This is a genomic window from Chryseomicrobium palamuruense (assembly GCF_042649045.1).
In the GTDB taxonomy this organism is placed as follows: Bacteria; Bacillota; Bacilli; order Bacillales_A; family Planococcaceae; genus Chryseomicrobium; species Chryseomicrobium palamuruense.
Genome location: NZ_JBHSEF010000008.1, coordinates 32,053 through 58,471 on the forward strand (window position 1 = coordinate 32,053; position 26,419 = coordinate 58,471).

At 41.6% G+C, this 26,419-nt stretch carries 26 protein-coding genes; 19 read left to right on the top strand and 7 right to left on the bottom strand.

Annotation, left to right across the window (positions count from 1 at the left end; translation table 11 throughout):
* Nucleotides 1-87: 87 nt before the first annotated feature.
* Complete coding sequence (locus ACFO0S_RS00625; protein ID WP_378139072.1) at nt 88-615, bottom strand: tryptophan transporter; 528 nt, start codon at nt 613-615, stop codon at nt 88-90.
* A 116-nt stretch (nt 616-731) separates the two neighbouring features.
* Nucleotides 732-1,151 (bottom strand): HIT family protein, encoded by a 420-nt coding sequence (locus ACFO0S_RS00630; RefSeq protein WP_378139075.1) that lies wholly within the window; start codon nt 1,149-1,151, stop codon nt 732-734.
* Nucleotides 1,152-1,258: 107 nt separating this feature from the next.
* Here ACFO0S_RS00630 and ACFO0S_RS00635 point away from each other — a divergent pair, with 107 nt between their 5' ends.
* Nucleotides 1,259-1,999 (top strand): ABC transporter ATP-binding protein, encoded by a 741-nt coding sequence (locus ACFO0S_RS00635; RefSeq protein ID WP_378139077.1) that lies wholly within the window; start codon nt 1,259-1,261, stop codon nt 1,997-1,999.
* Entirely contained in the window at nt 1,992-3,167 is a 1,176-nt protein-coding gene (locus tag ACFO0S_RS00640; RefSeq protein ID WP_378139079.1) for an ABC transporter permease, read from the top strand. Before ACFO0S_RS00635 ends, ACFO0S_RS00640 begins: the two co-directional genes overlap by 8 nt.
* A 6-nt stretch (nt 3,168-3,173) precedes the next feature.
* Here ACFO0S_RS00640 and ACFO0S_RS00645 read toward each other — a convergent pair whose 3' ends face one another.
* Complete coding sequence (locus ACFO0S_RS00645; RefSeq protein ID WP_378139081.1) at nt 3,174-3,671, bottom strand: antibiotic biosynthesis monooxygenase; 498 nt, start codon at nt 3,669-3,671, stop codon at nt 3,174-3,176.
* Between the two features lie 165 nt (nt 3,672-3,836).
* Here ACFO0S_RS00645 and hemE point away from each other — a divergent pair, with 165 nt between their 5' ends.
* Genes hemE through ACFO0S_RS00665 form a run of 4 tightly spaced genes read left to right on the top strand, consistent with a single transcriptional unit; the run spans nt 3,837 to nt 7,776 of the window.
* Nucleotides 3,837-4,883 (top strand): uroporphyrinogen decarboxylase, encoded by a 1,047-nt coding sequence (gene hemE / locus ACFO0S_RS00650; protein WP_378139083.1) that lies wholly within the window; start codon nt 3,837-3,839, stop codon nt 4,881-4,883.
* Nucleotides 4,884-4,900: 17 nt separating this feature from the next.
* On the top strand, nt 4,901-5,824 hold the full coding sequence (gene hemH / locus ACFO0S_RS00655; protein WP_378139085.1) for a ferrochelatase: 924 nt from the start codon (nt 4,901-4,903) through the stop codon (nt 5,822-5,824).
* Nucleotides 5,825-5,853: 29 nt separating this feature from the next.
* Nucleotides 5,854-7,281: a protoporphyrinogen oxidase gene (hemY, locus tag ACFO0S_RS00660; RefSeq protein ID WP_378139087.1), complete on the top strand. Its 1,428-nt coding sequence runs from the start codon at nt 5,854-5,856 to the stop codon at nt 7,279-7,281.
* A 42-nt stretch (nt 7,282-7,323) separates the two neighbouring features.
* On the top strand, nt 7,324-7,776 hold the full coding sequence (locus ACFO0S_RS00665) for a FixH family protein (RefSeq protein ID WP_378139089.1): 453 nt from the start codon (nt 7,324-7,326) through the stop codon (nt 7,774-7,776).
* A 68-nt stretch (nt 7,777-7,844) separates the two neighbouring features.
* Here ACFO0S_RS00665 and yhfH read toward each other — a convergent pair whose 3' ends face one another.
* Nucleotides 7,845-7,973: a protein YhfH gene (yhfH, locus tag ACFO0S_RS00670; protein WP_378139091.1), complete on the bottom strand. Its 129-nt coding sequence runs from the start codon at nt 7,971-7,973 to the stop codon at nt 7,845-7,847.
* Nucleotides 7,974-8,096: 123 nt separating this feature from the next.
* Between yhfH and ACFO0S_RS00675 the strand changes: the two genes are divergently transcribed.
* From ACFO0S_RS00675 to ACFO0S_RS00705, 7 genes are all read left to right on the top strand, one after another.
* Nucleotides 8,097-9,089: a lipoate--protein ligase gene (locus ACFO0S_RS00675; RefSeq protein ID WP_378139094.1), complete on the top strand. Its 993-nt coding sequence runs from the start codon at nt 8,097-8,099 to the stop codon at nt 9,087-9,089.
* An 85-nt stretch (nt 9,090-9,174) separates the two neighbouring features.
* Nucleotides 9,175-9,879, top strand: a complete 705-nt coding sequence (locus tag ACFO0S_RS00680) for a response regulator transcription factor (protein WP_378139096.1) — start codon at nt 9,175-9,177, stop codon at nt 9,877-9,879.
* Nucleotides 9,879-10,877, top strand: a complete 999-nt coding sequence (locus ACFO0S_RS00685) for a sensor histidine kinase (protein ID WP_378139098.1) — start codon at nt 9,879-9,881, stop codon at nt 10,875-10,877. The genes ACFO0S_RS00680 and ACFO0S_RS00685 overlap by 1 nt, the downstream gene beginning before the upstream one ends.
* Nucleotides 10,877-11,650, top strand: coding sequence for an ABC transporter ATP-binding protein (locus ACFO0S_RS00690; RefSeq protein ID WP_378139100.1), 774 nt, complete (start codon nt 10,877-10,879; stop codon nt 11,648-11,650). Before ACFO0S_RS00685 ends, ACFO0S_RS00690 begins: the two co-directional genes overlap by 1 nt.
* Entirely contained in the window at nt 11,622-13,541 is a 1,920-nt protein-coding gene (locus ACFO0S_RS00695; RefSeq protein WP_378139102.1) for an FtsX-like permease family protein, read from the top strand. Before ACFO0S_RS00690 ends, ACFO0S_RS00695 begins: the two co-directional genes overlap by 29 nt.
* A 114-nt stretch (nt 13,542-13,655) precedes the next feature.
* Nucleotides 13,656-15,203, top strand: a complete 1,548-nt coding sequence (locus tag ACFO0S_RS00700; RefSeq protein ID WP_378139104.1) for a fatty acid--CoA ligase family protein — start codon at nt 13,656-13,658, stop codon at nt 15,201-15,203.
* 107 nt (nt 15,204-15,310) lie between these two features.
* Complete coding sequence (locus ACFO0S_RS00705) at nt 15,311-17,287, top strand: S9 family peptidase (protein ID WP_378139107.1); 1,977 nt, start codon at nt 15,311-15,313, stop codon at nt 17,285-17,287.
* 35 nt (nt 17,288-17,322) lie between these two features.
* Here the strand turns inward: ACFO0S_RS00705 and ACFO0S_RS00710 are convergent, their stop codons facing one another.
* From ACFO0S_RS00710 to ACFO0S_RS00720, 3 genes are all read right to left on the bottom strand, one after another.
* Nucleotides 17,323-18,099, bottom strand: coding sequence for an enoyl-CoA hydratase-related protein (locus tag ACFO0S_RS00710; protein ID WP_378139109.1), 777 nt, complete (start codon nt 18,097-18,099; stop codon nt 17,323-17,325).
* A gap of 86 nt (nt 18,100-18,185) precedes the next feature.
* Nucleotides 18,186-19,241 carry an LCP family protein gene (locus ACFO0S_RS00715; protein ID WP_378139111.1) on the bottom strand — a complete coding sequence of 352 codons (1,056 nt, stop codon included), beginning with the start codon at nt 19,239-19,241 and terminating at the stop codon, nt 18,186-18,188.
* 87 nt (nt 19,242-19,328) lie between these two features.
* On the bottom strand, nt 19,329-19,976 hold the full coding sequence (locus ACFO0S_RS00720; protein ID WP_378139113.1) for a YigZ family protein: 648 nt from the start codon (nt 19,974-19,976) through the stop codon (nt 19,329-19,331).
* A 373-nt stretch (nt 19,977-20,349) separates the two neighbouring features.
* On the opposite strand from ACFO0S_RS00720, the gene ACFO0S_RS00725 reads away from it, so the two are divergent.
* The 6 genes from ACFO0S_RS00725 (at nt 20,350) to ilvD (ending at nt 26,343) form a co-directional block, all read left to right on the top strand.
* Nucleotides 20,350-21,024: a response regulator transcription factor gene (locus ACFO0S_RS00725; protein ID WP_378139115.1), complete on the top strand. Its 675-nt coding sequence runs from the start codon at nt 20,350-20,352 to the stop codon at nt 21,022-21,024.
* Between the two features lie 187 nt (nt 21,025-21,211).
* A complete protein-coding gene (locus ACFO0S_RS00730) occupies nt 21,212-21,787 on the top strand; it encodes a nuclear transport factor 2 family protein (protein ID WP_378139117.1) in 576 nt (191 codons plus the stop codon).
* Between the two features lie 109 nt (nt 21,788-21,896).
* Complete coding sequence (locus ACFO0S_RS00735) at nt 21,897-23,213, top strand: ATP-dependent helicase ComFA (protein ID WP_378139119.1); 1,317 nt, start codon at nt 21,897-21,899, stop codon at nt 23,211-23,213.
* On the top strand, nt 23,210-23,827 hold the full coding sequence (locus tag ACFO0S_RS00740; RefSeq protein WP_378139121.1) for a ComF family protein: 618 nt from the start codon (nt 23,210-23,212) through the stop codon (nt 23,825-23,827). Before ACFO0S_RS00735 ends, ACFO0S_RS00740 begins: the two co-directional genes overlap by 4 nt.
* Nucleotides 23,828-23,878: 51 nt before the next feature.
* On the top strand, nt 23,879-24,454 hold the full coding sequence (locus tag ACFO0S_RS00745; RefSeq protein ID WP_378139123.1) for a C40 family peptidase: 576 nt from the start codon (nt 23,879-23,881) through the stop codon (nt 24,452-24,454).
* Nucleotides 24,455-24,675: 221 nt separating this feature from the next.
* Complete coding sequence (gene ilvD / locus ACFO0S_RS00750; protein ID WP_378139125.1) at nt 24,676-26,343, top strand: dihydroxy-acid dehydratase; 1,668 nt, start codon at nt 24,676-24,678, stop codon at nt 26,341-26,343.
* Nucleotides 26,344-26,419 lie beyond the last annotated feature (76 nt).

Sequence of the window (26,419 nt, forward strand, 5' to 3'; positions counted from 1 at the left end):
ACCATTCTATAGCTTCATTTAAACATGTGTCGAAATACGCTGTCTATAGAAAAAGCCGATTTGCACGGGGGCAAATCGGCTTGTCGATTAAGAGTTAGCTAAAGCTGTGTTAAAGCTTGTTCGTTTTAAGGTTTGTTGAACGATTGGATAGATAATCACTAGTGCGATGGTGTTTAATGCAATGGTTGGTAGGACAACAAGTAAATAAAGTTCTCCAAAAGGAACTTCTGCTCCCATGATAAAGATTGCACTAGTTAAGAAGATGGCTCCTGATAATGCTGTTCCAGCTGCTGTCACAATCGCTTGTATCACTAATTTAGTTGCTAAAGATTTTAATGCAATTATTACTACGAAAAATACGAATGCTGTAATGGCTTTGTCTATCACATTGGGAATAAATCCTGCCGGAAACGTTGAAAATAGACCCGATAGAATTCCTGTTGCAAGACCGACCACAACCGTATTTTTTATTGTAGGCGTTAATAAAATGGCGATAAACATCATTGTAAGTAGAAAATCAGGTTTCATCCCACCATTGATTCCGGGAATAACCAGGTACAACACAGTTCCCACACCTAATAACATTGCGGATAACACTAAACTTTTCGTATTCATTTTTTACTCTCCTCTGCTCATTCTAAGCTATTTGCTCTCCAATCGTGCGCTCTATGCCAATTGCGAAAGCTTATAAGGTATTATACCTGATTTTTTAGATATTGCAATTACATTGCTTAAAGTTTTTCTGATAATTCCCCTGCGAGTTGTTGTATGCGCTCGATTGTGTATTCTTTTTCTTTTGTACGCCACGTAGCTTTAAAGCCATCCGATTCATCATAGCGAGGGATCAGATGAAGGTGGAAGTGGAAGACGCTTTGACCAGCAGGTGCGCCGTTGTTATTTAATAAGTTCATTCCTGCAGGATGATAAGATTCTTTAAGTACGCTTGCTAAGCGAGGAACGATTTTAAATAGGTTGGCTGCCTGCTCTTCAGACAAATCATAGATTGATTCTTTGTGTTCTTTAGGAATGACGAGAATATGGCCCTTTGTAAGAGGCATGATATCCATGAATGCGAAGACATGCTCGTCCTCATAAATTTTAGCACTAGGAATCTCTCCATTTATTAGTTTGCAAAAAATACATTCTGTCATTTACAACACTCCTTAACGTCATCATTACTTGTAGTGTACCATATGAACAAGAGAATGAGATTTTTTCAGAGAGATGCTAAACTAGTATCAGAAAGGGGCCATGCGCCATGTCTTTACTTAAAGTTGAAAACGTCACAGGCGGATATTCCAAACGACCGGTTTTAAAGGATATTTCGTTTACTGTTGAACCCGGGGAACTCGTGGGCTTAATCGGATTAAATGGAGCGGGGAAGAGTACGACCATTAAACACATCATTGGATTGCTTGAACAACAGCAAGGAAATATCGAGATCAACGGTCAGTCCTTGAAGACCAATCCGGACATCTATAGAAAGTCTTTTACGTATATTCCTGAAACTCCCGTATTATATGAAGAATTAACATTACAGGAGCATTTAGAGCTTGTTGGATTAGCTTATTCAATTGAACCCGAAGAACAAAGAATACGAACAGAGCAATTACTCTCTGAATTCCGCATGGAAAGGCGAATGAAGTGGTTTCCAACTCACTTTTCTAAGGGAATGAAACAAAAAGTCATGATCATGTCGGCATTCATGGCTAATCCTCTGTTGTATATTATTGATGAACCCTTCGTCGGACTTGATCCTCTTGCGATTCGCGCTCTGCTTGCTCAACTTGAAAAAAGGAAACGAGCAGATGCCGGAATTTTGATGACCACTCATGTATTGACGACGGCAGAAAAATATTGCGACAAATTAATTTTGTTGCATGAAGGACAAATTCGTGCCTACGGGACAATGGATGATCTCCGTGCAGCTCTTCAGATGCCTGGAGCTAGCCTCGATGACCTGTACATTGCTATGACTGAGGAGACAAGCCATGCTTAACCTCAACTCCCTCTATGGTGAACGATTTCAGTCGTATTTTATTGAACTTCAAAAATACATGCAGTATATGTTGTCCGGTCACATTGCCGTAGTATTATTATTTACTTTAGGAGCAGCAGGCTATTCCTATAGTGAATGGTTAAAGCTGCCTCATCCTGAATTTCCATTCGTGTTCGTGGCAAGTTTCGTGCTATCTGTGATTTTAGTGCCGAATAAACCTGCCCTTCTTTTTCGGCATGCAGATCAATACTACTTGCTACCAATGGCCGAATCCCTCCCAAGTTATATCAGACCTGCACTTCACTACTCTGTATTTGTTGTGGCTTTACGAAGTCTTGTAGTGCTAGTTGCCTTATTGCCGATGTTGGCCCGTGTGGGTGGAATAAGTTCGTCGGTCTTACTATTAGTTGCTGTTATCGTTGTCTTGCTTGCCTATTGGAACGTTCATACAAAATATGTAGCAACAGTGGCTTGGGTTGTGCCTGCTTATCTTGATTTCAGTATTCGTTTCATCGTCTTATATAGTCTTTTTTATAGTGTATTATCTGAAAGATTTGCCATTTCCATTGTCATTGGTGTGGCGGGGATCTTGTATCTATGGTACATGAAGAGAGAAAGTCAAAAACCATTTCCATTTGACCGCATGATTGCAAGTGAACAACAACGTATGCAACGTTTTTACCAATTTGCGAATTACTTTACAGAAGTGCCCCACCTCCGCAGTAAGGTGTCTCGTAGAGCTTTTTTGGATGGGGCTCTGTCAGATGAGACACTGAATCGCTTCTTGCTCAGTAGAAGTTTTATTCGAAAAGATGAATTGTTTTATACATGGTTACGTCTTGCGATTCTTATGGTTCTTGCGCCACTTTTTAGTTTTTCTCTTCTTGCCGCCGTGTTTGTTGTTGTGTTTACGTTTGCAATCAGTCTGCAGCTGTACCAGGGACTTCTTTATAATCAACTCTTCAGAATGGATATGCTGTATCCACAAGCAAATGAGTCCCGTGAAACAGCGGCCATCCAACTTACGAGAAAAGTGGCCTATAGCCCATTGTTCGTCGCCTCGGTTCTACTCATATGGCAACATGGTCTTTTGTATGGCATAGTAGCACTTGTCAGTGGAATCGTTTTATCCGAATGGTTCTATCTACGCAAAAAGAAGAAGCAGTAGGAGGGATTACTCCTCTGCTTCTTCTTTTTTTGTCCGGTACACGTGCGTGTATGGCGCGCTTGTGAATATGTTTTGAGTGGATGCTAGTTTTTCGAGTTGTACAGGGTTGTGTTTTAGCCACTGCTCATAACTAGAAGCACCTGACCATTGTGACAAAATCAAATAGGTGTCAGCTTTAAGGGGCTTTAGTACGCGAAGCGCAAACAATCCAGGTTCATTTGAAGTGGTTTGAGTAAGCTTAACCGCTTCATGTTCAAAAACGGGGCGGCCTTCATCGGAAACGGGAATATAGTAAAAATAAAAATAGCCGTTTTCATGAAAGTTTCCGTAAGAAGCCAAGACTTCATAGGAACGAGGAGTTTGAAACTTTGTTTTCCCATCAGTCTCATGAAGTAACAAGGTTCCTGAAGAGCCGTAAAGAACATGCATCTCTGCGCTTCCATATTTCTCTTGCAGTTGTTTCAAAAATTCCGGTGTACCTGTTGTCGTGTGAATGTACGTCATATCTTTCACTCCTTTTTACCTAGTTTCCCCAATGTTCACAAATTGAAAACACTTTCCGGAAGATACAAAGGCAATTCTATGACAATTTGTATGGATATCTATACAATAGATGAGAGAAGTTCTAAAGTAAGAAATAGACTAATTGAGCAGGAAAGGCAGGACACTATGAAGATAACGAATGATACATTGCTGCGTGCAGCACGTGGAGAAAAAGTAAGTCACACACCTGTATGGTTTATGCGACAAGCAGGAAGGTCTCAACCGGAATACCGCGAAATTAAAAAGAAGTATTCTTTAGAAGAAATTACGAGACAACCAGAGCTTTGTGCATACGTAACGAAGCTGCCTGTCGACAACTACAATGTGGATGCAGCTATCTTGTATAAAGACATTGTCACGCCACTGCCAGGTATCGGTGTAGATGTTGAAATCAAAGCTGGGATTGGTCCGGTTATTTCAAATCCGATTCGTACGGTAGCAGACGTAGAAAAATTAGGTGAGTTTGATCCTGAGACACATGTTCCTTTCGTTTTAGAAACGATTCAAATGCTGACAAAAGAACAGTTGACAGTGCCTCTGATTGGGTTCGCTGGTGCGCCATTTACACTCGCGAGTTATATGATTGAAGGAGGCCCTTCAAAGAGTTATAACAAAACGAAAGCATTTATGGTGTCCGAACCGAAAGCTTGGTTTGACTTGATGGATAAGCTCGCTGATATGATTATCATCGATATCAAAGCGCAAGTAAAAGCTGGCGCAAGTGCGATCCAGATTTTCGATTCATGGGTTGGTGCACTAAATGTAGCAGACTACCGCCTCTACATCAAACCTATAATGACTCGTATTTTCTCGGAACTTCGTGAGACAGGCGTGCCGCTGATCACATTCGGTGTCGGTGCTAGCCACTTAGCAAATGAATGGCATGACCTTCCGGTAGATGTCGTGGGTCTCGATTGGAGACTTTCTATTGAAGAAGCACGTCAACGAGGCATTACGAAGACGGTACAAGGAAACTTAGATCCTTCCTATTTGATTGGATCTTGGGAAGAGATTGAAAAACGAGCAAAAGTGATTGTTGAGCAAGGAGTCGCACACCCTGGTCACATCTTTAACTTAGGGCACGGTGTGTTCCCGGAAGTCGATCCGGATGTATTGAAACGCTTAACTGAACTTGTTCATTCGTACAGTCGCGAACTAATTCAACAAAACTAATCTGAGGTGGAATTAGCATGAAGAAGAAAATGGGATTATTAGTCATGGCTTATGGAACGCCATATAAAGAAGAAGATATCGAACGTTATTATACCCATATCCGTCACGGGCGGAAGCCAAGTGAGGAAGCGCTTCAAGATTTAACGGATCGTTACCGCGCAATCGGGGGAATTTCACCGTTAGCAAAAATTACGGCAGATCAAGCACAAGCGATTGCGAATCGCTTGAACGAAGTCCAAGACGAAGTGGAGTATGTATTATATATCGGCCTAAAACATATCGAACCTTTTGTGGAAGATGCAGTAGCTAGCATGGCACAAGATGGCATTAAAGAAGCGGTCTCACTCGTATTGGCTCCTCACTTCTCTACATTCTCGATTAAATCGTACAACGGACGAGCAAAAGAAGAAGCGGATAAGTATGGCATTTCACTTCGTTCTGTGGAAAGCTGGTATGATGAACCAAAGTTCATCGAGTACTGGAACCAAAAAATTTCTGCTACATTTAATGGTATGAGTGATGAAGAACGTGCAAAAGCATGTTTAATTGTTTCTGCACACTCGTTACCTGAGAAAATTTTAGCAGGTGGAGATCCCTATGCGGATCAGCTACATGAGACAGCTCGTCTGATTCAACAAGCGACTGGTGTTGAAAATGTAGAAGTGGGCTGGCAGAGTGCTGGCCAAACGCCAGAGCCTTGGATTGGTCCAGATGTTCAAGATTTAACCGAAGAATTATATAACGACAAAGGCTATCGCAGCTTTGTTTACACACCGGTAGGGTTCGTAGCGGATCACTTAGAAGTTCTATATGACAACGACTACGAATGTAAAGTCGTATGTGACCGACTAGGTGTGAACTATTACCGTCCAGGAATGCCAAATACAGATCCATTATTTATTGATGCGGCAGTCGATGCCATTCAAAAAGTGTTAGCTTAGGAAATTTAGTAGAGAAAGAGATGAAGGGTATGGCGGAAAACAGAAAAAAAGTAGCCATCATAGGAGGGGGCATCACGGGACTTTCAGCAGCCTATTATTTGCAGAAACAAGTCCGTGAAGAAAATCTTCCGATTGACATTTATCTGATCGAAGCCAGCTCCCGTTTAGGTGGAAAGATTCAAACGTTACGTAAAGATGGTTTTGTCATCGAACGCGGGCCAGACTCATTTTTAGAGCGGAAGCAGAGTATGGCAAAACTTGCTGGAGAACTTGGAATTGATGATCAATTGGTGAATAATGCGACAGGGCAATCATTTGTCCTTGTGCATGACCAGTTGCATCCCATTCCGGGTGGTTCAATCATGGGAATCCCTACTGAGTGGAAGCCATTTGTAACAACTGGTTTATTCTCTTGGAGTGGAAAGTTGCGAGCTGCGGGAGACCTGGTTATCTCGCGTTCTGGTATTGAAGAAGATCAATCACTCGGTACCTTCTTCCGACGCCGATTTGGACCGGAAGTGGTGGAGAACCTTGTCGAGCCATTGCTTGCTGGTATCTATTCAGGAGATATTGACAAGCTTAGTCTACATTCGACGTTCCCACAATTTTATGAAGTCGAGAAAAAACACCGCAGTCTGATGCTAGGGATGAAGAAGACAAGACCTTCTACTTCTACGCCTCAAGCAGCGAACCGGAAGCCGAAAGGGATTTTCCAGACGTTCACAGGTGGTCTTCAAACGATTGTAGAAGCTCTGGAAAACGCATTAACTGATGTGACGATTATCAAAGGGGCAAAAATCCAAACACTTTCGAAGCATCATGAGGATGAAGTACGCCTTCAATTATCAACGGGTGAAGAAAAAGACTTTGATGCCGTGTTGTTTACAGTACTTCATCATCAACTCGCTGAAATTTTTGAAGATGAAGGAATTCTTCAACATCTAGCGGAAGTCCCTCTTTCTTCGGTTGCAACTGTAGCCATGGCTTTTTCAGAGGACCAAGTCATTCAAGAGAAAGAAGGAACTGGCTTTTTAGTCTCCCGGAAAAGCGATTATGCGATTTCCGCATGTACATGGGTCAATAAGAAATGGCCGACGACTTCTCCAGATGGAAAAGTATTGCTTCGGAGCTTTGTTGGAAAATCTGGAGATGAATCGATCGTCGAACTTCCCGATCATGAAATTGAAGAAATTGTGCTACAAGACTTAAAAAAGGTCATTGAAATCAAAGGTTCTCCTGAATTTACTGTAGTGACACGCTATCAAAAAGCGATGCCTCAATATCTTGTAGGACACAAGACACGTCTTACGCAAGCCAAAGAAGAACTTGCCACGCATTATCCAATGATTCAACTCGCGGGTGCTTCATTCGAAGGTTCCGGATTGCCTGACTGTATCGATCAAGCTGTTCGGGCAACTAACGAAATACTTCAGTACCTAAAGCCACGTCTTTCCTAAGTTGTGGCTTCTATTTTAAAAGTATGAGAGGAAGTCATTCAATTGAAAAAATGGTTGGCTCTAGTTGCATTAGCACTAGTGGTAAGTGGGTGTACACAAGAAGATAGTCACGAAGATCACACGATGCATGACGAAGATGTGGCAATCGTTGAAGTTGAAATCATAAATGAAGCAGTCTATAATCCTGGTGATGAAGTCACACTATCTGCTCGCGTGTCACAGAGTGGAGAAGCGGTAGATGACGCAGAGGAAGTACTGTTTGAAGTATGGGAGTCTGGACACTATGAAGAGTCGCAGAAAATAGAAGGCGAGTTGTCGGAAGATGGCGTATATGAAGCCACCTACACGTTTGAAACGGAAGGCGTCTTCTATATGTTTGCCCATACAACAGCACGTGATATGCACGTGATGCCAAAGCAGATGATTACGATTGGAAATCCTGATCCAGCTGACGTATTAGAAGACAATTCATCCGATACAATGAATCATAAATAATGAAAACCGAGTTTACGTAGTGATTACGATAAACTCGGTCTTATTTTTGTCTATTCATGTCGGACTCCTTAGGCTTGGGAATTACATTTTTCACACTGTGTATTGTAGCATTCATGCATCTCTTCCATTTGGTCTCCACAGCTTGCACATTGTTTTGCGGGTAAGTTTCTGAAGAATTCAACGACGTTTTCAATCATTTCGGTCACCTCCATCTGTTATATAACTGTTTAACTTATTTGAAGTGTAATATAACACAGGTTTTGTTGTCAACCATAAACGTATAAAATCATGTAAAATAACTAGAGAAAGGGGTTGTCACCATGCTTTTTATCGATAACAAAGGAATTACAGATCCACGCATCAACCTTGCGATTGAAGAATATGCCCTCAATACAATGGATATCGAAAAAGATTCATTTTTCCTGTTCTATATAAACCAACCATCGATTATTATTGGACGCAATCAAAATACAATCGAAGAAATCAACACAGACTTTGTAGAATCCAATGGTATTTTACCAGTTCGCCGACTTTCCGGTGGAGGAGCCGTTTATCATGATCTTGGAAATTTGAACTTTAGCTTCATCACGAAAGATGATGGAGACAGTTTTCGCAATTTCAAGAAGTTTACGCAGCCGATTGTTGATGCACTAGGTAAAATGGGTGTTCAGGCAGAACTGAGTGGACGAAATGATATTCTGGCGGAAGGTCGAAAGATTTCTGGGAATGCGCAGTTTTCTACCAAAGGTCGAATGTTCAGCCACGGTACATTGATGTTCGATACAGAAATCGAGGCGGTAGTATCTGCTTTACGTGTACGTAAAGATAAGATTGAATCAAAGGGGATTAAATCGATTCGCAGTCGCGTAGCGAACATCTCTGAGTTTTTGGATGAACCGATGACAATTGAAGAATTTAAAGAAAAACTACTCATCTCTATTTTTAATGGAAAAGAGAACATCAATTACTACGAGTTGACGGATGAGGATTGGAAACAGATACACGCGTTATCTGAAAAGCGCTATCAGACGTGGGAGTGGAACTACGGGAAATCGCCTAAATTCAATTTGGATCATTCTCACCGTTTCCCACCAGGTACAGTCGATTTAAAGTTGCAAGTTAATAAAGGAATCATCGAAGAAGCTGCCATTTTTGGCGACTTCTTTGGTGTCGGTGATATGGTGGATGTGGAAAGTCGGTTAAAGGGAACCGTGTATTCCAAAGACGCCATTGACCAAGCGCTTGCGGACATCGACATTCCGACCTACTTTGGCGGCATTTCACGTGAGGATTTCTTATCTCTTATCTATTAATATGTACAAGGTATTCGAAGAGTGAATAGACAGACGCTTGCTCGTTCATGGAGCGAGCGTTTTTTACAATGAGAAGGAGGCTTTTATGGATAAGCACCGGATTTATATTGTAGAAGATGATCAAAAAATTGCAGAAATGCTTGCGAGCATGTTAAACAAGTATTCGTATGAAACGAAAATCGTGGATGATTTCGATCGAGTGGTTGAGGAAGCCGATGACTGGAAGCCACATCTTATCTTGCTAGACATTAACTTGCCTTCCTACGATGGGTATTATTGGTGTCGTCAACTCAGACAAGTCACGACATGTCCCATTATCTTTCTTTCCGCACGTTCGTCTGAAATGGATCAAGTCTTTGCCATTGAAAATGGCGGTGATGATTACATTACGAAACCATTCCATTACGAAATCGTCTTAGCTAAAATAAAGAGCCATTTGCGACGAAATTTTGGGGAATATGCCCGGACGCAAGAAGAACGAAAAGTGACACTTGGTAAAATGACATTATTTATGGAGCGACTCGAGCTTCAAGTGAAAAATGAAGCGATTCCCATGCAAAAGAAAGAGTCGACGATTCTTGAGCTTCTATTCAAAAACTACCCGAAAGTAGTCTCGCGGGAACAATTGCTTGAAGAGTTGTGGGACGACCAGTCATTTGTTGATGAAAACACATTAAATGTAAACATGACACGAGTTCGTAAAAAGCTACAAGATTATCATGTATTATCCACAATTGAGACAGTTCGAGGGGCTGGGTATCGACTCGTCCTTCATTCGGAGGAAGCGTAGTGACGAAGTTATTTGTACGAGAGCATCTTTTAACTATTCTATTTCCTATCGTCATTGCTGGTATGAGCTGTCTACTATTTTGGTTGGATGGATATGGTTCTGTTAATACGATGCTTTACGTTTTTATCGTAACCGTCGTGTTGACCGCAGTCCTTCATTTTTATCTGTATTTACGAAAATACAAGTATTACCGGAGAATTACGACTCCACCAAAGGCAATGGAAGATATGCTTGAGAAACTTTATGCTTCTCCAGAACAATCAGCCGAACAACACTATATGAAACAACTCTATAAACTGTATCAGCAAGAAGTTCAAAGTTTATACTCCGCTCAGAAAAGACATCTACAGTTTATGAACGGATGGGTTCATCAGATGAAAACTCCGATTGCTGTTATCGAATTAATGATACAAGAGCAAGACCGAATTGATAGCCAATCGGTATCTGAGGAAATGGAACGCTTGAAACGAGCCTTGGAAGCTGTGTTAATGAACGCGCGACTCGATACGTTCGAAGAAGATCTTCGCATCGAACGCGTTCACCTTTCTGACATGGTGAAAGCCATTGTGAATGAAAACAAGCGTCTTTTCATTCGTAATCAACTATATCCACGTGTGGAAATCGATGAAACTGTGGAAGTGACGACGGACCGGAAATGGGTGCAGTTCATCATTACGCAGTTTATCACGAATGCAGTGAAGTACTCATTTACCCCACAGTCTTCTATCTGGATCACGTCCGAACGGACACCAGGTCGAATCAGTCTGACCGTAAAAGACGAAGGAATCGGTATCCCTAGTAGTGATATCAAACGTGTCACAAGGGCATTTTTTACGGGGGAGAATGGACGAAAAACAGGGGAATCGACAGGTATGGGCTTGTATATTGCCAATGAAGTGTGTGAACGATTGGGGCATAAGTTAGAAATTGAATCCGAACAACAAGTCGGAACATCTGTCACCATTCACTTTATTGAAGAACAGGAAGGGGAGTCATAATGGCCATTGTAGAAGCAAGAAATATTTCCAAAATCTATGACGGCAAAGTGGCTCACCTCGCTATTAATCAACTTTCTTTTGAAGTAGAACAAGGAGAGTTCCTCGCCATTATGGGTCCATCAGGATCAGGGAAAACCACATTGTTAAATATGCTATCGACCATCGACGAGCCGACCTCTGGCACCTTAACGATTGACGGAGTGGATCCGCAACAATTTACTGCCAAGCAAGCTGCATTGTTCCGAAGAGAACGTTTAGGCTTTGTCTTCCAAGATTTTAATTTGTTGCCTGCTTTGACAGTCGAAGAAAACATGGTCCTTCCGCTTACGCTTGCCAATTACCCAGTCGATGAAATGAAAGGACGACTCGATCAACTTCTCTATGATTTACATTTAGAAGATGTTCGGAAAAAGCAGCCAACGGAACTGTCGGGAGGACAGGCACAGCGAACAGCGATCGGTCGAGCGCTGATCCATCAGCCCAAACTGTTACTTGCTGATGAACCGACAGGAAATCTGGACTCCAAATCATCTAAAGATGTGCTTGAACTATTATCTGGAGTGAACAAAGAGCGACAAACGACCATTATTATGGTTACGCACGACCCCATTGCTGCTAGTTATTGTGACCGAGTTCTCTTTATTAAAGACGGAGAATACTTTAATGAAATATATAAAGAAGACTTACGACAAACATTCTTCCAGCGTATCTTGAACGTCTTGTCGCTGCTAGGAGGAAATGTCAATGACCTTTCTACAGTTCGCTTATCGTAATGTCATTCGCAATCGACGTGTCTATGCGGCATACTTCATGGCGAGCAGTTTTTCCGTTATGGTTTTTTTCATTTACTCCATGCTGTTATTTCATCCGTCGATTGAGAACCAGTTTATTCAAGAAATTGCCTTTCTCGGAATGGCCTTTGCAGATGTTGTCCTTGTTATTTTTACATTGTTCTTTTTACTCTATTCATTAAGTGCGTTTTTACAAGCTCGTTCAAAAGAGTTTGGCATTCTCCAACAGCTCGGAATGGACCGTGGACAATTACAAAAATTGGTTTTCGTAGAGACGATGATCCTTGGGGTCATTGCACTAGGTGTCGGAATTTTTTTCGGTTACATCTTCACGAAGTTTTTCTTTATGATTGTCAAAGCCATGCTTCTTTTAGATGCCTTGCCACTCTATTTTAGTTTAGAGCCATTCCTTTTGACTGCACTTGTTTTTTTAACATTGTTTGCGTTGATTTCGTTTGCGGGTACCATGTTCATTCGTCAAAGTTCAATTGCGGACCTCGTTTCAGGAGGGACGCAACTTCGAGAAACGAGCACCTATTCCAAAGTAGGAGCCCTATCTGGTTTTGTCTTTTTATTTGTGAGTTATGCGCTCGTCATCTACTCTCTATTTGAAATGAATGTATGGATCTCCTCTGTGATTATTTTATGTGCGATATTTGGAAGCCACTTCTTTTTTAAAGACAGTTTGCTTTCTGTGATCGTCAATCTACAGCGTTTTAAGAACGTGTACTGGCGCTCCACGCGCATCGTCACATTTTCGGATGCACTTGTTAAGATACGCGAGAATGCGCGCATGTTTTTTATCGTTACTATGGTCTCTACAGTCGCCATTATTTCAGTAGGTGTCGTCGCGTCATTAACAAGTTTTGCAAATCAGTACAGAGAGAGTAACCCGATTAGTGTGTTATACGTAAGTAATCCGGACAATCCTTTTGAGCAGCAACACATCGATCAGTTGACACGTGATTTTTACGAACAAAACTTGACGTACACACTTTTAACAGCGGAGATTGTCAAACAGACATCCGCTGCAACAAGAACGCCCATACAAATTTTAAGTGAGTCGGATGTCAATGCCATTGCAGCTGCTTTAAAAGAACCTCTGGTCGACTTATCACCTGGAGAAGGGTTACGCTTTGGGAAATGGGTAGAACAAGGTAGGCAAGAGCTGATTCACTTACGTGAAAATACTATTTATTTCCATGTAGAAAATGGTTATACGCATTTTCCGTTGCCAGCTTCAGCTTTTGATAGTCCAGCCTACGTTCTCTCCGATGAAGATTTTGTGAAGATCGAGAATGCCTATCTGTATGGCAGTTGGGACGAAAGTGTATCGCGTGTATTTGCGTTTCATGTACCGGATTGGCTACGCACAGAAGAAATAGGTTTGACTCTGGATAGGGAAATCCTTCACTCGTATGAACAAGAGATATCCCTGCCGTATTATTTTGATAATCCGGGCCTCAATTATTCGTATATCAGTTCAACATTTTCTCTATTACTGGTGACAGGCTTGTTAGTAGCAGCCGTCCTTATTCTAGCAGCGGGAAGTTTTATTTACTTTAAGTTTTATACCAATTTAGAAGTCGATCGGCGTCAGTTTGAGGCACTACGACATATGGGTTTTACTAACGAAGAATTACGTTCGGTGGCAGACAAACAATTGCTTCCGCAATTTTTCTTACCTTGGGGACTCGCTATGCTGCATGCCACGTTTTCTTTCTTGTTCTTACAAGCGGTGTGGGTCGACATTGCAGCGATGTCCATTGCTATGGAGATGCTCGTCGTATTAGGTGCCTTTACGCTTATTCAATTTGTCTATTATTATTTGATTCGCTGGCGCTATTTTGCCCATCTGCAGCTACAATCCTAAAAGCTTTCTTCGGAAGGCTTTTTTTCTTTGCCAATTGCTATTCGTCAGTATATTTAGTAAAATGAAGTTAAATGAAATGAATGACTATTCATTCAATTTTGAAAGGGGTATTCGATGAGTTTAGTTCAACGTGTTCAACAACAAGCGCAACACCATCCTACCAAAGCCGCTTTTTCGTTTATGGGAAAAGAAACGAGCTATGCCGAATTTGAAGGCAGTGTAGCGAAGTTTGCAGGGGCATTAAAAGCTAGTGGAGTAAACAAGGGGGACAATGTGGCATTCCTGCTAGGGAATACACCACACTTTTTGATTTCCTTATACGCAACGATGCGTATCGGAGCAACTGCAGTACCTATTAACCCAATTTACACGCCAGATGAGATTTCTTACATCCTTAAAAACAGTGATGCGAAAGTAGTCATTGCACTTGATCTCCTGTTGCCACTGGTCGAGCAAGCAGCTGGCGCATTTCCACAGGTATCAAATTACATCATTTGTGAAACGTCTCCAGAGACTCCAGAGAAATTACAAGCTTTACCGGATGCAGTAAAGCAAAAAGTGAAATCGTTTACATCGCTTCTTCAACGTGGGGAAATGATTCTACCGGTAGAAGTAGCACCCGATGATACAGCAGTCATTCTTTACACGTCTGGAACAACAGGTCATCCAAAAGGTGCGATGTTGACGTATGAAAATATCTATTCGAATGCACGCGATGTAGCAGATTACTTACAATTTTCACCAGAAGACCGTGTGCTTGCAACGCTTCCTGTCTTCCACGTATTTGCTTTAACCGTAGTTGTCAACGCACCTCTTGTGACAGGGGCAACGATTATTTTGGTTCCTAAATTCTCACCTGCGGATGTGTTTACTGCAGCGAAAGAACAACAAGCTACAGTATTTGCTGGTGTGCCAACGATGTACAATTTCTTATACCAGTTCCCGGATGGAAATCCGGAAGACTTTTCAACAGTGCGATTAGCCATTTCAGGTGGTGCTTCGTTACCAGTAGCGTTACTACATAATTTTGAAGAAAAATTCAATGTGCGTATCTCAGAAGGATATGGTTTATCCGAGGCCTCTCCAGTAACGTGTTTCAATCCGCTTGACCGCGACCGTAAAGCAGGTTCTATTGGCACATCCATCATTAATGTAGAAAACAAGATTGTCGATGAGCTTGGGGAAGACCTTCCTGTTGGCGAAGTGGGTGAATTAATTGTCCGCGGTCCGAACGTCATGAAAGGGTATTATAAGATGCCAGAAGAGACGGCGAATACCATTCGAGACGGTTGGTTGTACACTGGAGACCTTGCGAAAAAAGATGAAGAAGGATACTTCTATATCGTCGACCGCAAAAAAGACATGATTATCGTGGGCGGATATAACGTCTACCCGCGTGAAGTCGAAGAAGTTCTGTTTGCGCACCCTGGTATTATGGAAGCTGCAGTTGTCGGCGCCCCAGATCCTAACTTTGGCGAGCAGGTTTTAGCATTTGTCGTGCTAAAAGATGAGAAGCTAAGTACAGAAGAAATTCAAGAATTCTGTAAGGAAAAACTTGCAAAATACAAAGTCCCTACACGAATTGAAATTCTTGAGGAACTACCGAAAAATACAACAGGAAAAATCTTACGCCGTACACTCAAAGAGCAATCGGCGAAGTAACTGAACCGGCCTAGTGCCGGTTTTTGTGTTGAAGTGTTTGGATTTTTGTGACGATTCAAGTATACTAAAGAAGTATTTTGAGATACGAAGTAATAGGAGGATATGAAATGGTGAAAACTAAATTAACCGCGAATGATCTTTTCGATATTCATTCAGTTACAGCACCTGTCATCTCACCGGATGGGCAGCGCGTAGCCTACATAACAACTACAATTGATGAAAAGAAAAACACCTACTTCAGCAAATTGTGGGTGACGCAGTCAAATGGCGCACAAAAATCTGTTGCTTGGACCACTGGAGAAGAACGTATTTCTAATGTGACATGGTCGCCATCTGGCAATCACCTGAGCTTCCTTTCTACACGTAATGAAAAAAATCAACTGTTTGTCTTATCTGCTCACGGTGGTGAAGCACAGAAGATAACATCACTTCCGTTTGGCGTTCAGTCTTACGAATGGGACCCATCGGAAACCAAACTATGGTTTACAGCCACTTACCATGAAGAACACGGATGGGAGGATGAAAAGAAAGACGACAAAAAAGATGATTTTCCAAAGCCTTATATCGCCGGCAAAATGAAATACATCCAGGATGGCAATGGTCTCGTTAAACAGGACCGTTTCAATCAAATTGGTACGGTCAATATTGATACAAAAGAAGTTTCGAAGTGGTCAGACACGTCTTTCTCTCAACATCTGCACACGATTTCGCCTGATGGGAAGAAATTTGTCGTCTCGGAACATCCGAAAGAAGATGATGACGTCTTTGAGAACACGCTGTACTTAGTAGATGTGGATTCGAAAGAACGTCAAGAACTAACACAGGAAAATGGTTCATATTACGGGGCAAGATTCTCACCAGATGGGAACTATATCGGCTTTATCGGATCACATCGTACCTATGAAAATGCGACACACGCAGACCTCTATGTCTATGCAATGGAGCAACAAGCTGTGCAAAACTTGACAGAGTCTGTCGATGCACCGGTAGGCGATTATGTGGTTGCAGATATTCAACAAGGCGCTTCAGCTCCTTCTCTTGTATGGACAGAGGAGAACCATGTTTATTTCCAAGTGTCTACACATGGAGATGTTCGTATCTATATGACGACACTCGAAGGCGAGATGTATCCTGTCACGCAAGAAGGGGAGCATGTATATGGCTACGACGTCTCAAAAGACGGAAAACATCTTGTCTTGACCGTCAGTTCACCTGTCTCACCAGGAGAGGTTTATACGCAGACAGTGGCCACGGGAGAACGTACACCGTTATCCGCTCACAACGCGGAGTTTCTCTCTACGAAGAACATCTATACACCTGAGCCCATTATTTTTGAAGGTCCAAACGGATGGGAAGTGCATGGATGGATCATCCGACCGGAGGAAGCAAAGAACAAAAAAGTTCCACTCGTGACGAATATTCACGGTGGGCCACACGCGTTTTATGCTAATACGTTCTTCCATGAAATGCAGCTCCTTGCAAATAAGGGGTACGGGGTTCTCTATATCAACCCTCGTGGTAGTCACAGTTATTCTCAGGAGTTTGTTGATGCAGTACGAGGCGATTACGGTGGGAATGATTACTTAGACATAATGGCGGCAGTGGATTATGCACTTGAGACATATGATTGGATTGATAAAGAACGTCTTGGTGTAACGGGTGGATCCTACGGTGGATTTATGACGAACTGGATTGTTGGACATACGGACCGTTTCAAAGCAGCCGTTACGCAACGATCTATCTCGAACTGGATCAGTTTCTACGGAGTTTCTGATATTGGCTTCTACTTCACAGAGTGGCAAATCCAAGGGGATATGAATGATGTTGAAAAATTATGGGATCACTCACCGCTAAAATATGCGAGTCAAGTCAATACACCACTTCTAATTCTGCATGGTGAAAATGACTTACGTTGTCCAATTGAACAAGCACAACAACTCTATATCACTTTAAAGCGCATGGGTAAAGAAACAGAATTTGTTCGCTTCCCACAAGCAGATCACAACTTGTCTCGTACTGGTCTTCCCAACCTTCGAATCGAACGACTCCATCAAATTACAGGATGGTTCGAACAATATCTATAAAAAAACAAGCCGGCTCATTGAGCTGGCTTGTTTTTTTATTTCCCTTTGAACAAAGGCTTTCGCTTTTCACTGAAGGCAAGTAAAGCTTCGACACGATCCTCAGTAGGAATCGTCAATTCATACGCTTTTCGTTCAATTGACAGGCCGGTCTGGAGGTCTGCATTCATCCCATTTTTCACAGCGAATTTAGCTTGCTGCAACGCAATTGGTCCATTTGCTAAAATAGCTCCTGCAAAGGCTTCCGTATCCGCTATTAACTGGTCATCTGCTGTGACCTTTGTTAAAATGCCATACTGGTATGCTTCTTCCGCTGTCATTTTCTTAGCGGTCAAGATGAGTTCTAAAGCTTTTGATTCTCCAATCAGACGTGGAAGACGCTGGGTCCCACCCGCGCCAGGAATGATAGCTAAACTCGTTTCTGTTAATCCCATAAAACTGCGTTTTGATGCAATTCGGAAATCACATGTAAGTGCTAGTTCCATGCCGCCACCAAAAGCAAATCCATCCATCATGGCAATTGTCGGTTGTGGCAAATTTTCAATCGTCGTAAATACTTCACCAATTTTATAAATATTTCGTTTCACTTGCTCCGTTGTGAGTGTTCTGCGTTCTTTCAAATCAGCGCCCACGCTGAATGCTCTTCCACCAGTCGCACTAAATATGACCAGACGAATATCCGGATTGATGCGAATAGCATCTGCCACTTGCCCGAGTTCCAGCAACATATCGTAATTAAAGGCGTTCATTGCATCGGGTCGGTTCAACGTGACAACGGCTACATGATTCTTTTGTTCATATAAAATAGTTTCCATATCCATCCCTCCATATGTAGGGTATCACTTTCGAAACCGCCTGTCATCTGCATAAAAAAGCCTCCCGCAGGGGAGGCATAGGTGAATTATTCGATGGAGTCATCTGAAGCATATTCGGAATCCCCAGATTGAGAGGAAGAGTCATCTTCAGATAAGTTTGAGTTACCAGGCTTTAATTCTAAGTGGACCTGAAGTAAGTCTTTCGTTTCTTCTAAGCTTTCTTCATCCAGCTGCCAGTAGTAAACGCCAGTTGACATGTCATCATAACCGCTTAATGTCAGGGTGTCTACTTGTGGCATACCGCTAGAGATGTAATTAAAGAATGATTTCATATCGTCAAAGGATAAATCTGTCTTCATGTTGCTACCAATGGCATCAATAACATCGCCATACTTTGTAAACGAAGAAGCAGATGAAGCTTTATCTATTAGTGCTTCCAAAATCATTTGCTGACGTTTTCCGCGTTCAATATCGTTATCTAACATACGCGTACGAGCCAGTGCCAATGCTTCACGACCATCAAGTGTTTGACGGCCTTCTTTTAATTGAATTGTATATTGGTCGTTTTCATCTTTTTCAAGACGATCGTAAGGGACATCTACTGTTACACCATCTAACGCATCAACAACGTCAATGAACGCAAAGAAGTTCATTTTGACATAATAATCAATTGGAATATCAAGAAGCTCTTCGACCGTTTCTATCGCTACACGTGTACCGCCGTTGGCATGCGCGTGTGTGATTTTATCGTTGTATCCAAGTTCTGGTACATACACGTATGAGTCACGGGGAATGCTTACTAATTTAATAGTTTTGTCTTTATTGTTAAGAGTTGCCACCATCAATGCATCTGATCGACTGGATTCATCTCCGTAACCGCGGACTTCACTGTCATCAATTCCTACGAATAAAATGGATACATTATCGGTAAGAGGTTTTACTTCTTCTTCACGCAAGTCCGAACCTTTTGCCCGCGATTCAATCGCTTGATAACTCTTATTTGCGGCATTTTCCGCTTTTTTCGCTAAATAGACACCGTATGTCGTAAAAAGAATAGCGAATGATCCTACCAAAATTAATAGGGAATAGAGAATGGTCTTCTTTTTTGACCGTTTGGTTTTTTTAAATTGTGTTCGATTCATCCTGAACTCCTCCTGAAGAGTATCCATTTAACATCTATCAAAAGAAATAGATGCGCATTTCTCAAGTATACTACATTTAACAAGTAATTAATATTTATTTGTTTGACAATCGATTTCTATAAAATGCTCAAATTCAACTGTACAAGTAGCTTGAGCACTTGTTATCGAGGTCATCCATTCGGTAAACTCTTCTGCTTGTTCAGCACGTACATCAATCAAAAGATTTACATTATCTGTATACTTAATTTCATTTAAAAGATAAACACTGGATCGTAGGTTATTTTCAATTTTACCTAATAAATGATAATCGATTTTTACATTGTAGCGTAGATGATTGACACACTCTACTAGTCCACTTGCTTTGATAGCTTCAGAAACCGCACTCCCATACGCTCGAATTAGACCGCCACCACCTAATTTGATGCCACCAAAATAGCGTGTGACAACAGCTGTGACATGACGTACCTGTTGCTTTTTCAATACTTCGAGCATAGGAACGCCTGCAGTTCCACTAGGTTCCCCATCGTCATTTGCTTTTTGGATTTGATTTTGATTCCCAATCACATAAGCTGAACAATTATGATTCGCCCCTTTATGTTGATTTTTTATGAAATTGATAAATTCTTGTGCTTCTTCTTCCGTTTCTGTTCGTTGCAAATAACAAATGAAGCGAGATTTTTGAATAACCGTCTCGTTAGAAACGGCCTGTTTTATCGTAATGTAATTTGAATTCATTGCCTGCTCCTTTTTAAAAATTGAAATCGTAATGTAATATAATTTTAATATCCTTTTGGGAAATAAGTGCTATAATAGATTCTGTCAGGTTTTGAAATTGTGTATCTTGAGATACAGATGTACCCCCTACAACTTAGGAGTTGACAACTAGACACGCTAGAAATCTATTTATCTCCGTTTCTAATTTTATTTGTTCGTGCAGGAATACATGAAATGGAAACAATTCATCAGCTTATTCGTCTTATTTAAGTATACATGGCTTGATTTTAAAACGTTAGTGAGAATTTTTTAAAACTCTAATTTTCAAGTTTACAGCAATAATAAATGAGGAATAAGAATGATAAATGTAACGCAGGCATAGGAGGATATTCGTATGACAAAAATTATCATTATAGATGATCATCAACTTTTCCGCGAAGGTGTGAAGCGGATTTTAGATTTTGAAGATACGTTTGAAGTAGTAGCTGAAGGTGACGATGGATCAGAAGCGTTGCGCTTATATGAAAATCATCGCCCAGATATCGTATTAATGGATATCAATATGCCGATTAAAAGTGGTATTGAAGCAACACAAGAATTAATTGCACACTTTCCCGAAGCGAAAGTGATTATGTTATCTATCCATGATGACGAGACGTTTGTTTCGACAGCTCTTAAAACAGGGGCGTCAGGTTATATGTTGAAAGAGATGGATGCCAATGCCATTGTTCAAGGAATTAAAGTCGTCGATAAAGGCGGCAATTACCTCCATCCGAAAGTTACAAAAAATCTTGTAAGTGAATTCAGACGTTTAAGTGAACGTGAAAATAAAGGGAACTTCCATCAAACCGACATCCGTCGTCCATTCCATTTGTTGACGAAACGGGAATGTGAAGTACTCCAGTTATTAACGGATGGACAAAGTAATCGCACAATTGGGGAAACTTTGTTCATCTCAGAAAAAACCGTCAAGAACCATGTATCCAGCATTCTACAAAAAATGAATGTGAACGACCGCACCCAAGCAGTTGTGACGGCTATTAAAAATGGTTGGGTTGAAGTGAGATAACTAGTATAAAAAAAACAAGCATCTCGTGCAGGGTGCTTGTTTTTTTGCAACTTTTTTTTCTAGATGTCGTTCTGTAAAAGGATGACGAATGCTGGCGGAGAATTCGAACGTTTCATGACAAAAAGATATTCTGTTTGATTCCGAGACATTTCTATGCCAAAATACGTCTAGCAGGAGGAATGACAAATTGAAAAAACGAGTAGGATGGCTTGTTGGTTTATTGATCGTATTGCTACTGAGTGCATGTGCAGGGGAAGAGCAAGCTGCAAATGAAAATTCAACCGCTGATTTAGTTCCACAAGGGAAGCAAGCAATTGAAACACATGCTGCTGAATCAACGAACGAAGAGCAGCAAGTTGGTTTTGAAATAGCCGGTGGTGTCATTGAAGAAGCACAAAATGTTCCAGAACAAGAGAAACAGCAAATCGTTCAGGCATTTGAACAATATATTGAAGCATTTAATCACGAAAATATCGACGACTACATGGCGCGTATTTCTGAGAATCCAAAAGGATTTGATTATGAAGCCGAAAAGGAATTTGTTCAAGAGACATTTGAAGAGTACGATACAAAGCGAACACCAAGTGATGTAACCATTATCAAATATGATGAGCAAGAAGCACAGGTATTTGCCAACCTTGAGATTGAATTAGAACAACATTCAACAGGAGGCAAAGTGACAACAAATGGTCGTCAAGTCACCGTATTCACAAAAGAAGATAACAACTGGCTTGTCACCAGTGTATACTTTATACGCGATTAGAACCTCTTTCTTTTAGAAGGAGGTTTTTTCTATGTATTCGAGCAGCGATTTGCTATGATGAGTGTACGAGTATATTTCCAAAGGGGCATGTGAAGAAAGGGAAGATTCCATGAACCTTGTTAAAGAATTAGAAGGCAAACTACTAGAGAGACAGCGCCTTGTCAGTCGTGAAGATGAAATAAATCACGTATTGGCAGACGGCTTGGTAATAGAAGTCAATGGTATCGAGGAAGTTGACCTCTATTATGGTTGGAAACAAAAAAGATGGAAATGCAATAGGTGTCTGGCGACTCAGCCTCATCAATTTTCCGCCCATCATTGCTTACGTTGCGGCAAGTGGTGCACGTACTGTAGACATTGCATCCAAATGGGGAAAATAGCGACTTGTACAAAGTTATTAAAATGGGTAGGTGAGCTGTCGAAAGTATCTCATTTCACTTTAAGCCCACTTGAAACTGCCTTATCATCTGCTCAACGACAAGCGGCAGATGAGTGGATTGAAAACTATCGGATAGGGAATCAGCATTTAATACATGCGGTTTGTGGGGCTGGCAAAACAGAGATAATGTTTCAAGTCATCCATCATATGCTTTCTCAGGGCTTACGAGTATGCGTGGCTGCGCCACGTACGGATGTTGTATTGGAATTATATCCGAGGTTTTGTACAGCTTTCCCACAAGTGACCGTACAAGCGTTTTACGGAGGAGCTGAAAAATCTATAGGCCTTGCCGATATAACGATAGCCACTACGCATCAATTGTATCGTTTCACTAAAGTTTTTGATCACATCATTGTTGATGAAGCAGATGCTTTTCCTTATAGCATAGATGACACCCTTATTCAGGCAGTGATTACCTCAAAAAAAGACAATGGCTGTATTCACTTTGTTTCTGCAACGCCAAACAAGCGGCTTCCCTATGATTCAGAGACCGTACTTTCTAAACGATTTCATGGACAACCGTTACCGGTGCCACGATTTGAAAAATTGATCGGTTATGAAAAACAACTAAAGAAACATCGGATTCCAAAGAAATTACAGCGTTGGATGACGACATGTGACCAAAGAAATCTCCCTTATTTGATTTTTCTTCCAACAATCCGACAAATCGAGGATTTCCCGGGAAATATGCCACGAGTCCATGCCGAGCACCCCATGCGAAAAGAGCGAGTTATACAGTTAAGGAACAAAGAAATTCAAGGATTGTTGACTTCGACGATCCTAGAACGCGGCATCACAATTGAAAATTTACAGGTAGCAGTAGTCGGGGCTGAAAAACCGATTTTCACGTCCCAGGCACTCATACAGATTGCAGGACGAGTGGGAAGGTCTTCGAAATTTCCAGCAGGCGACATTGTTTTCTTTCATCATGGTATTTCGGACGCCATGGTAAGAGCGAAACAGACGATTGAAGGACACAATCGATGAAAGACTGTCTACTATGTAGCATTCCAATTCGACAGCTTACGTGGGGAGGACTAGTGGGAAGGTCTGGGGATTGTATTTGTGACGATTGCCGTTCTGGATTTGAACGAATCGATTCCCAACCTTCGAGAAGTTACTTTCAAGAAACTATTTATGAAAAGTCATTAGATACTATTCATTGTATCTATAGTTATAACGATTCTATGAAAAGTTTTTTTCATCACTATAAGTTTTTAGAAGATGCAGCTTTAGCAGAAGTATTTCGAAACGAATTTCTAAAACTTCGTCCAGCTGTTCCGATACCGATTGCACCAAACTTCGACCATCTCAAGAGAAGTTTCGCCCCGGTAGAAGCGTTACTTCCAGCAGCGAACGTTTTATCCATTCTTGAGAAGAACACACAAGTGAAGCAGTCTACCCGGAAACGGGGTGAACGTGTAACGTCAACGAATCCATTTTCTATTCGAAGCCATGTAGAGGTTCCAGAAGAAGTATGGTTAGTGGATGACATTTATACAACAGGCACGACACTTCATCAGGCAGCTTATGTGTTAAAAGAGGCAGGAGTAAAAAAAGTGCACGGGTTCTGTCTTGCCGAAACGTTGTTAAAAAAGTGATGTCAGTTACAGACTGTCGTGGTACACTGTGAAAAAAAGGGGGATTGTCATTTGAAAAAAGTAGTTATCGTAGTTACGCTTCTTTTCCTACTTCAACCTGTCGTTTATGCTTCAGCTACCAGTATCCCTGGCTCTGGCAATCAAACAACTACCCAAGTAAAATCACTCACGAAAATTGCAAAAATCCGTTCGACTATTACAAAAGCGACTGTGCAAGAGCAACCTGCTAAGCCGCTATCACCGACTGGCCAATCCGTCTATCAACGCCTACTTAATATACATAGTTCATACCATGAGATCCCTTATCTATATGGTGGCACCACGAAAACAGGTCTAGATTGCAGCGGATTTATTTATTTAATTCATAATGAAGCAGGTTTACCCATTATGCGGTTAAGCAGTGAAGACTACTTCAAAAAGGCGAAACCTGTTTTACAACCGGTACCAGGGGATTTAGTTTTCTTTGAAAACACCTATAAACCAGGTATCTCACACATGGGAATTTACATTGGAAATCAACAATTCGTGCATGCCGGCTCCAAAGGTGTCGAAATCACGAGACTATCTGTTTCTTATTGGAAAGATCGCTTTGTTTCCTTTAAGCGGTTGGATACAGTAACAAATTAATTTCCTATTTCGCATGTACACGATATTGTGTACATGTTTTTTTTTATAGAGTTAGCAAATTCGCATGATGGTGCCAATGTAAGCGATTGCAATATAATTGAACTTTCGGAAATAACAGAATTCTTTTTATAATTAGGGTTGACGGTCCTTTGTTCTAATTGTATGATTACTGCAATATATTTCATATTGCAAATGATTACAAAAGAGAAGTTGGTGGTTGCATGCGCAGTGACATGATAAAAAAAGGTGTCGATAGAGCCCCACACCGTAGCTTGTTGTATGCTACGGGTGTGAAAACGAAAGATCTTGGAAAACCGTTCATCGGTGTATGCAATTCGTATATCGATATTATTCCGGGACATCGGCATTTAAACGTGTTTGCAGAGGTAGTAAAAGAAGCTATATGGGAAGCTGGCGGCGTTCCATTCGAATTCAACACAATTGGTGTCGACGACGGTATTGCCATGGGCCACATCGGCATGCGTTATTCGTTACCGAGTCGAGAACTCATTGCAGACTCTGCTGAGACTGTCATAAACGCTCACTGGTTTGATGGCGTATTTTACATTCCAAACTGTGACAAGATTACACCGGGTATGCTAATGGCCGCGATGCGTACCAATGTCCCGTCTGTATTCGTTACGGGAGGCCCGATGGAAGCAGGGACTTCTGCAGATGGAAAAGCCTTATCCCTGACATCTGTTTTTGAAGGGGTCGGCGCATTTAAAGCCGGAAACATGTCGGAACAAGAGCTACTCGATATTGAACAAAATGCGTGTCCGACGTGTGGATCGTGCTCAGGAATGTTTACAGCCAATTCGATGAACTCATTAATGGAGATTCTAGGTGTCACACCACCTGGAAATGCGACGATTGTGGCAACATCAAATGAACGTCACCGCTTGATTAAAGAAGCCGCAAAAAGCTTAATTCGTATGATCGAAGAAGATATCAAACCGCGTGATCTTGTTACAAAAGAAGCCATCGATGATGCTTTTGCTCTTGATATGGCGATGGGCGGTTCAACAAACACCGTTCTGCATACTTTAGCGATTGCTCACGAAGCTGAAATCCCTTACGACATGAAAGAAATCAATGAAGTCGCTAAACGAATTCCGTATCTTGCGAAGATCATGCCAGCAAGTGATTATTCGATGCATGATGTTCATTTAGCAGGTGGTTTATCTGCTATTATTCGAGAACTTTGCGAAATTCCTGGTGGCATCCATGGAGACCGCATGACAATCACAGGTAAGACGGTCTATGAAAACGTAAAAGATGCGAAGATTCTCAATCCAGCAGTCATTCGACCAAAGGATAATCCGTATAGCCCGGTTGGCGGACTTTCTGTTCTGTACGGAAATATTGCACCAGACGGAGGTGTCATTAAGGTAGGAGCAGTCGATCCTTCCATTCAAACCTTTGTAGGTGAAGCCATCGTCTTTGAATCTCAAGAAGAGGCACAACAAGCCATTGATGAAGGAACAGTGCAAGAAGGCCACGTCGTCGTCATTCGCTATGAAGGACCTAAAGGTGGACCTGGCATGCCGGAAATGCTAGCGCCTACTTCCGCTATTCAAGGAAGAGGACTAGGAACCAAAGTGGCACTTATCACGGATGGCCGTTTCTCAGGAGCATCTCGTGGTATATCCATCGGACATATTTCTCCAGAAGCTGCAGATGGAGGTCCGATTGCACTGATCAAGAACGGCGATCAGATTGAGATCAATCTACCCGAACGAACTATTCAGTTGCTTTGTACAGAGGAAGAACTTCAAAAGCGAGCGGAGGAGCTTCCGCCGTTTGAACCTAAAATCAAAAAAGGCTATCTCGCTCGATACTCGAAGCTGGTGACATCAGCAAGTACTGGTGGCGTTATGAAAATATAAAGCGTGGAAGAGGTAAAAGGATAAGAGTGGTCATTTTCAGAGAGCCGGTGGTGCTGCGAACCGGTAAGGCCCCTTA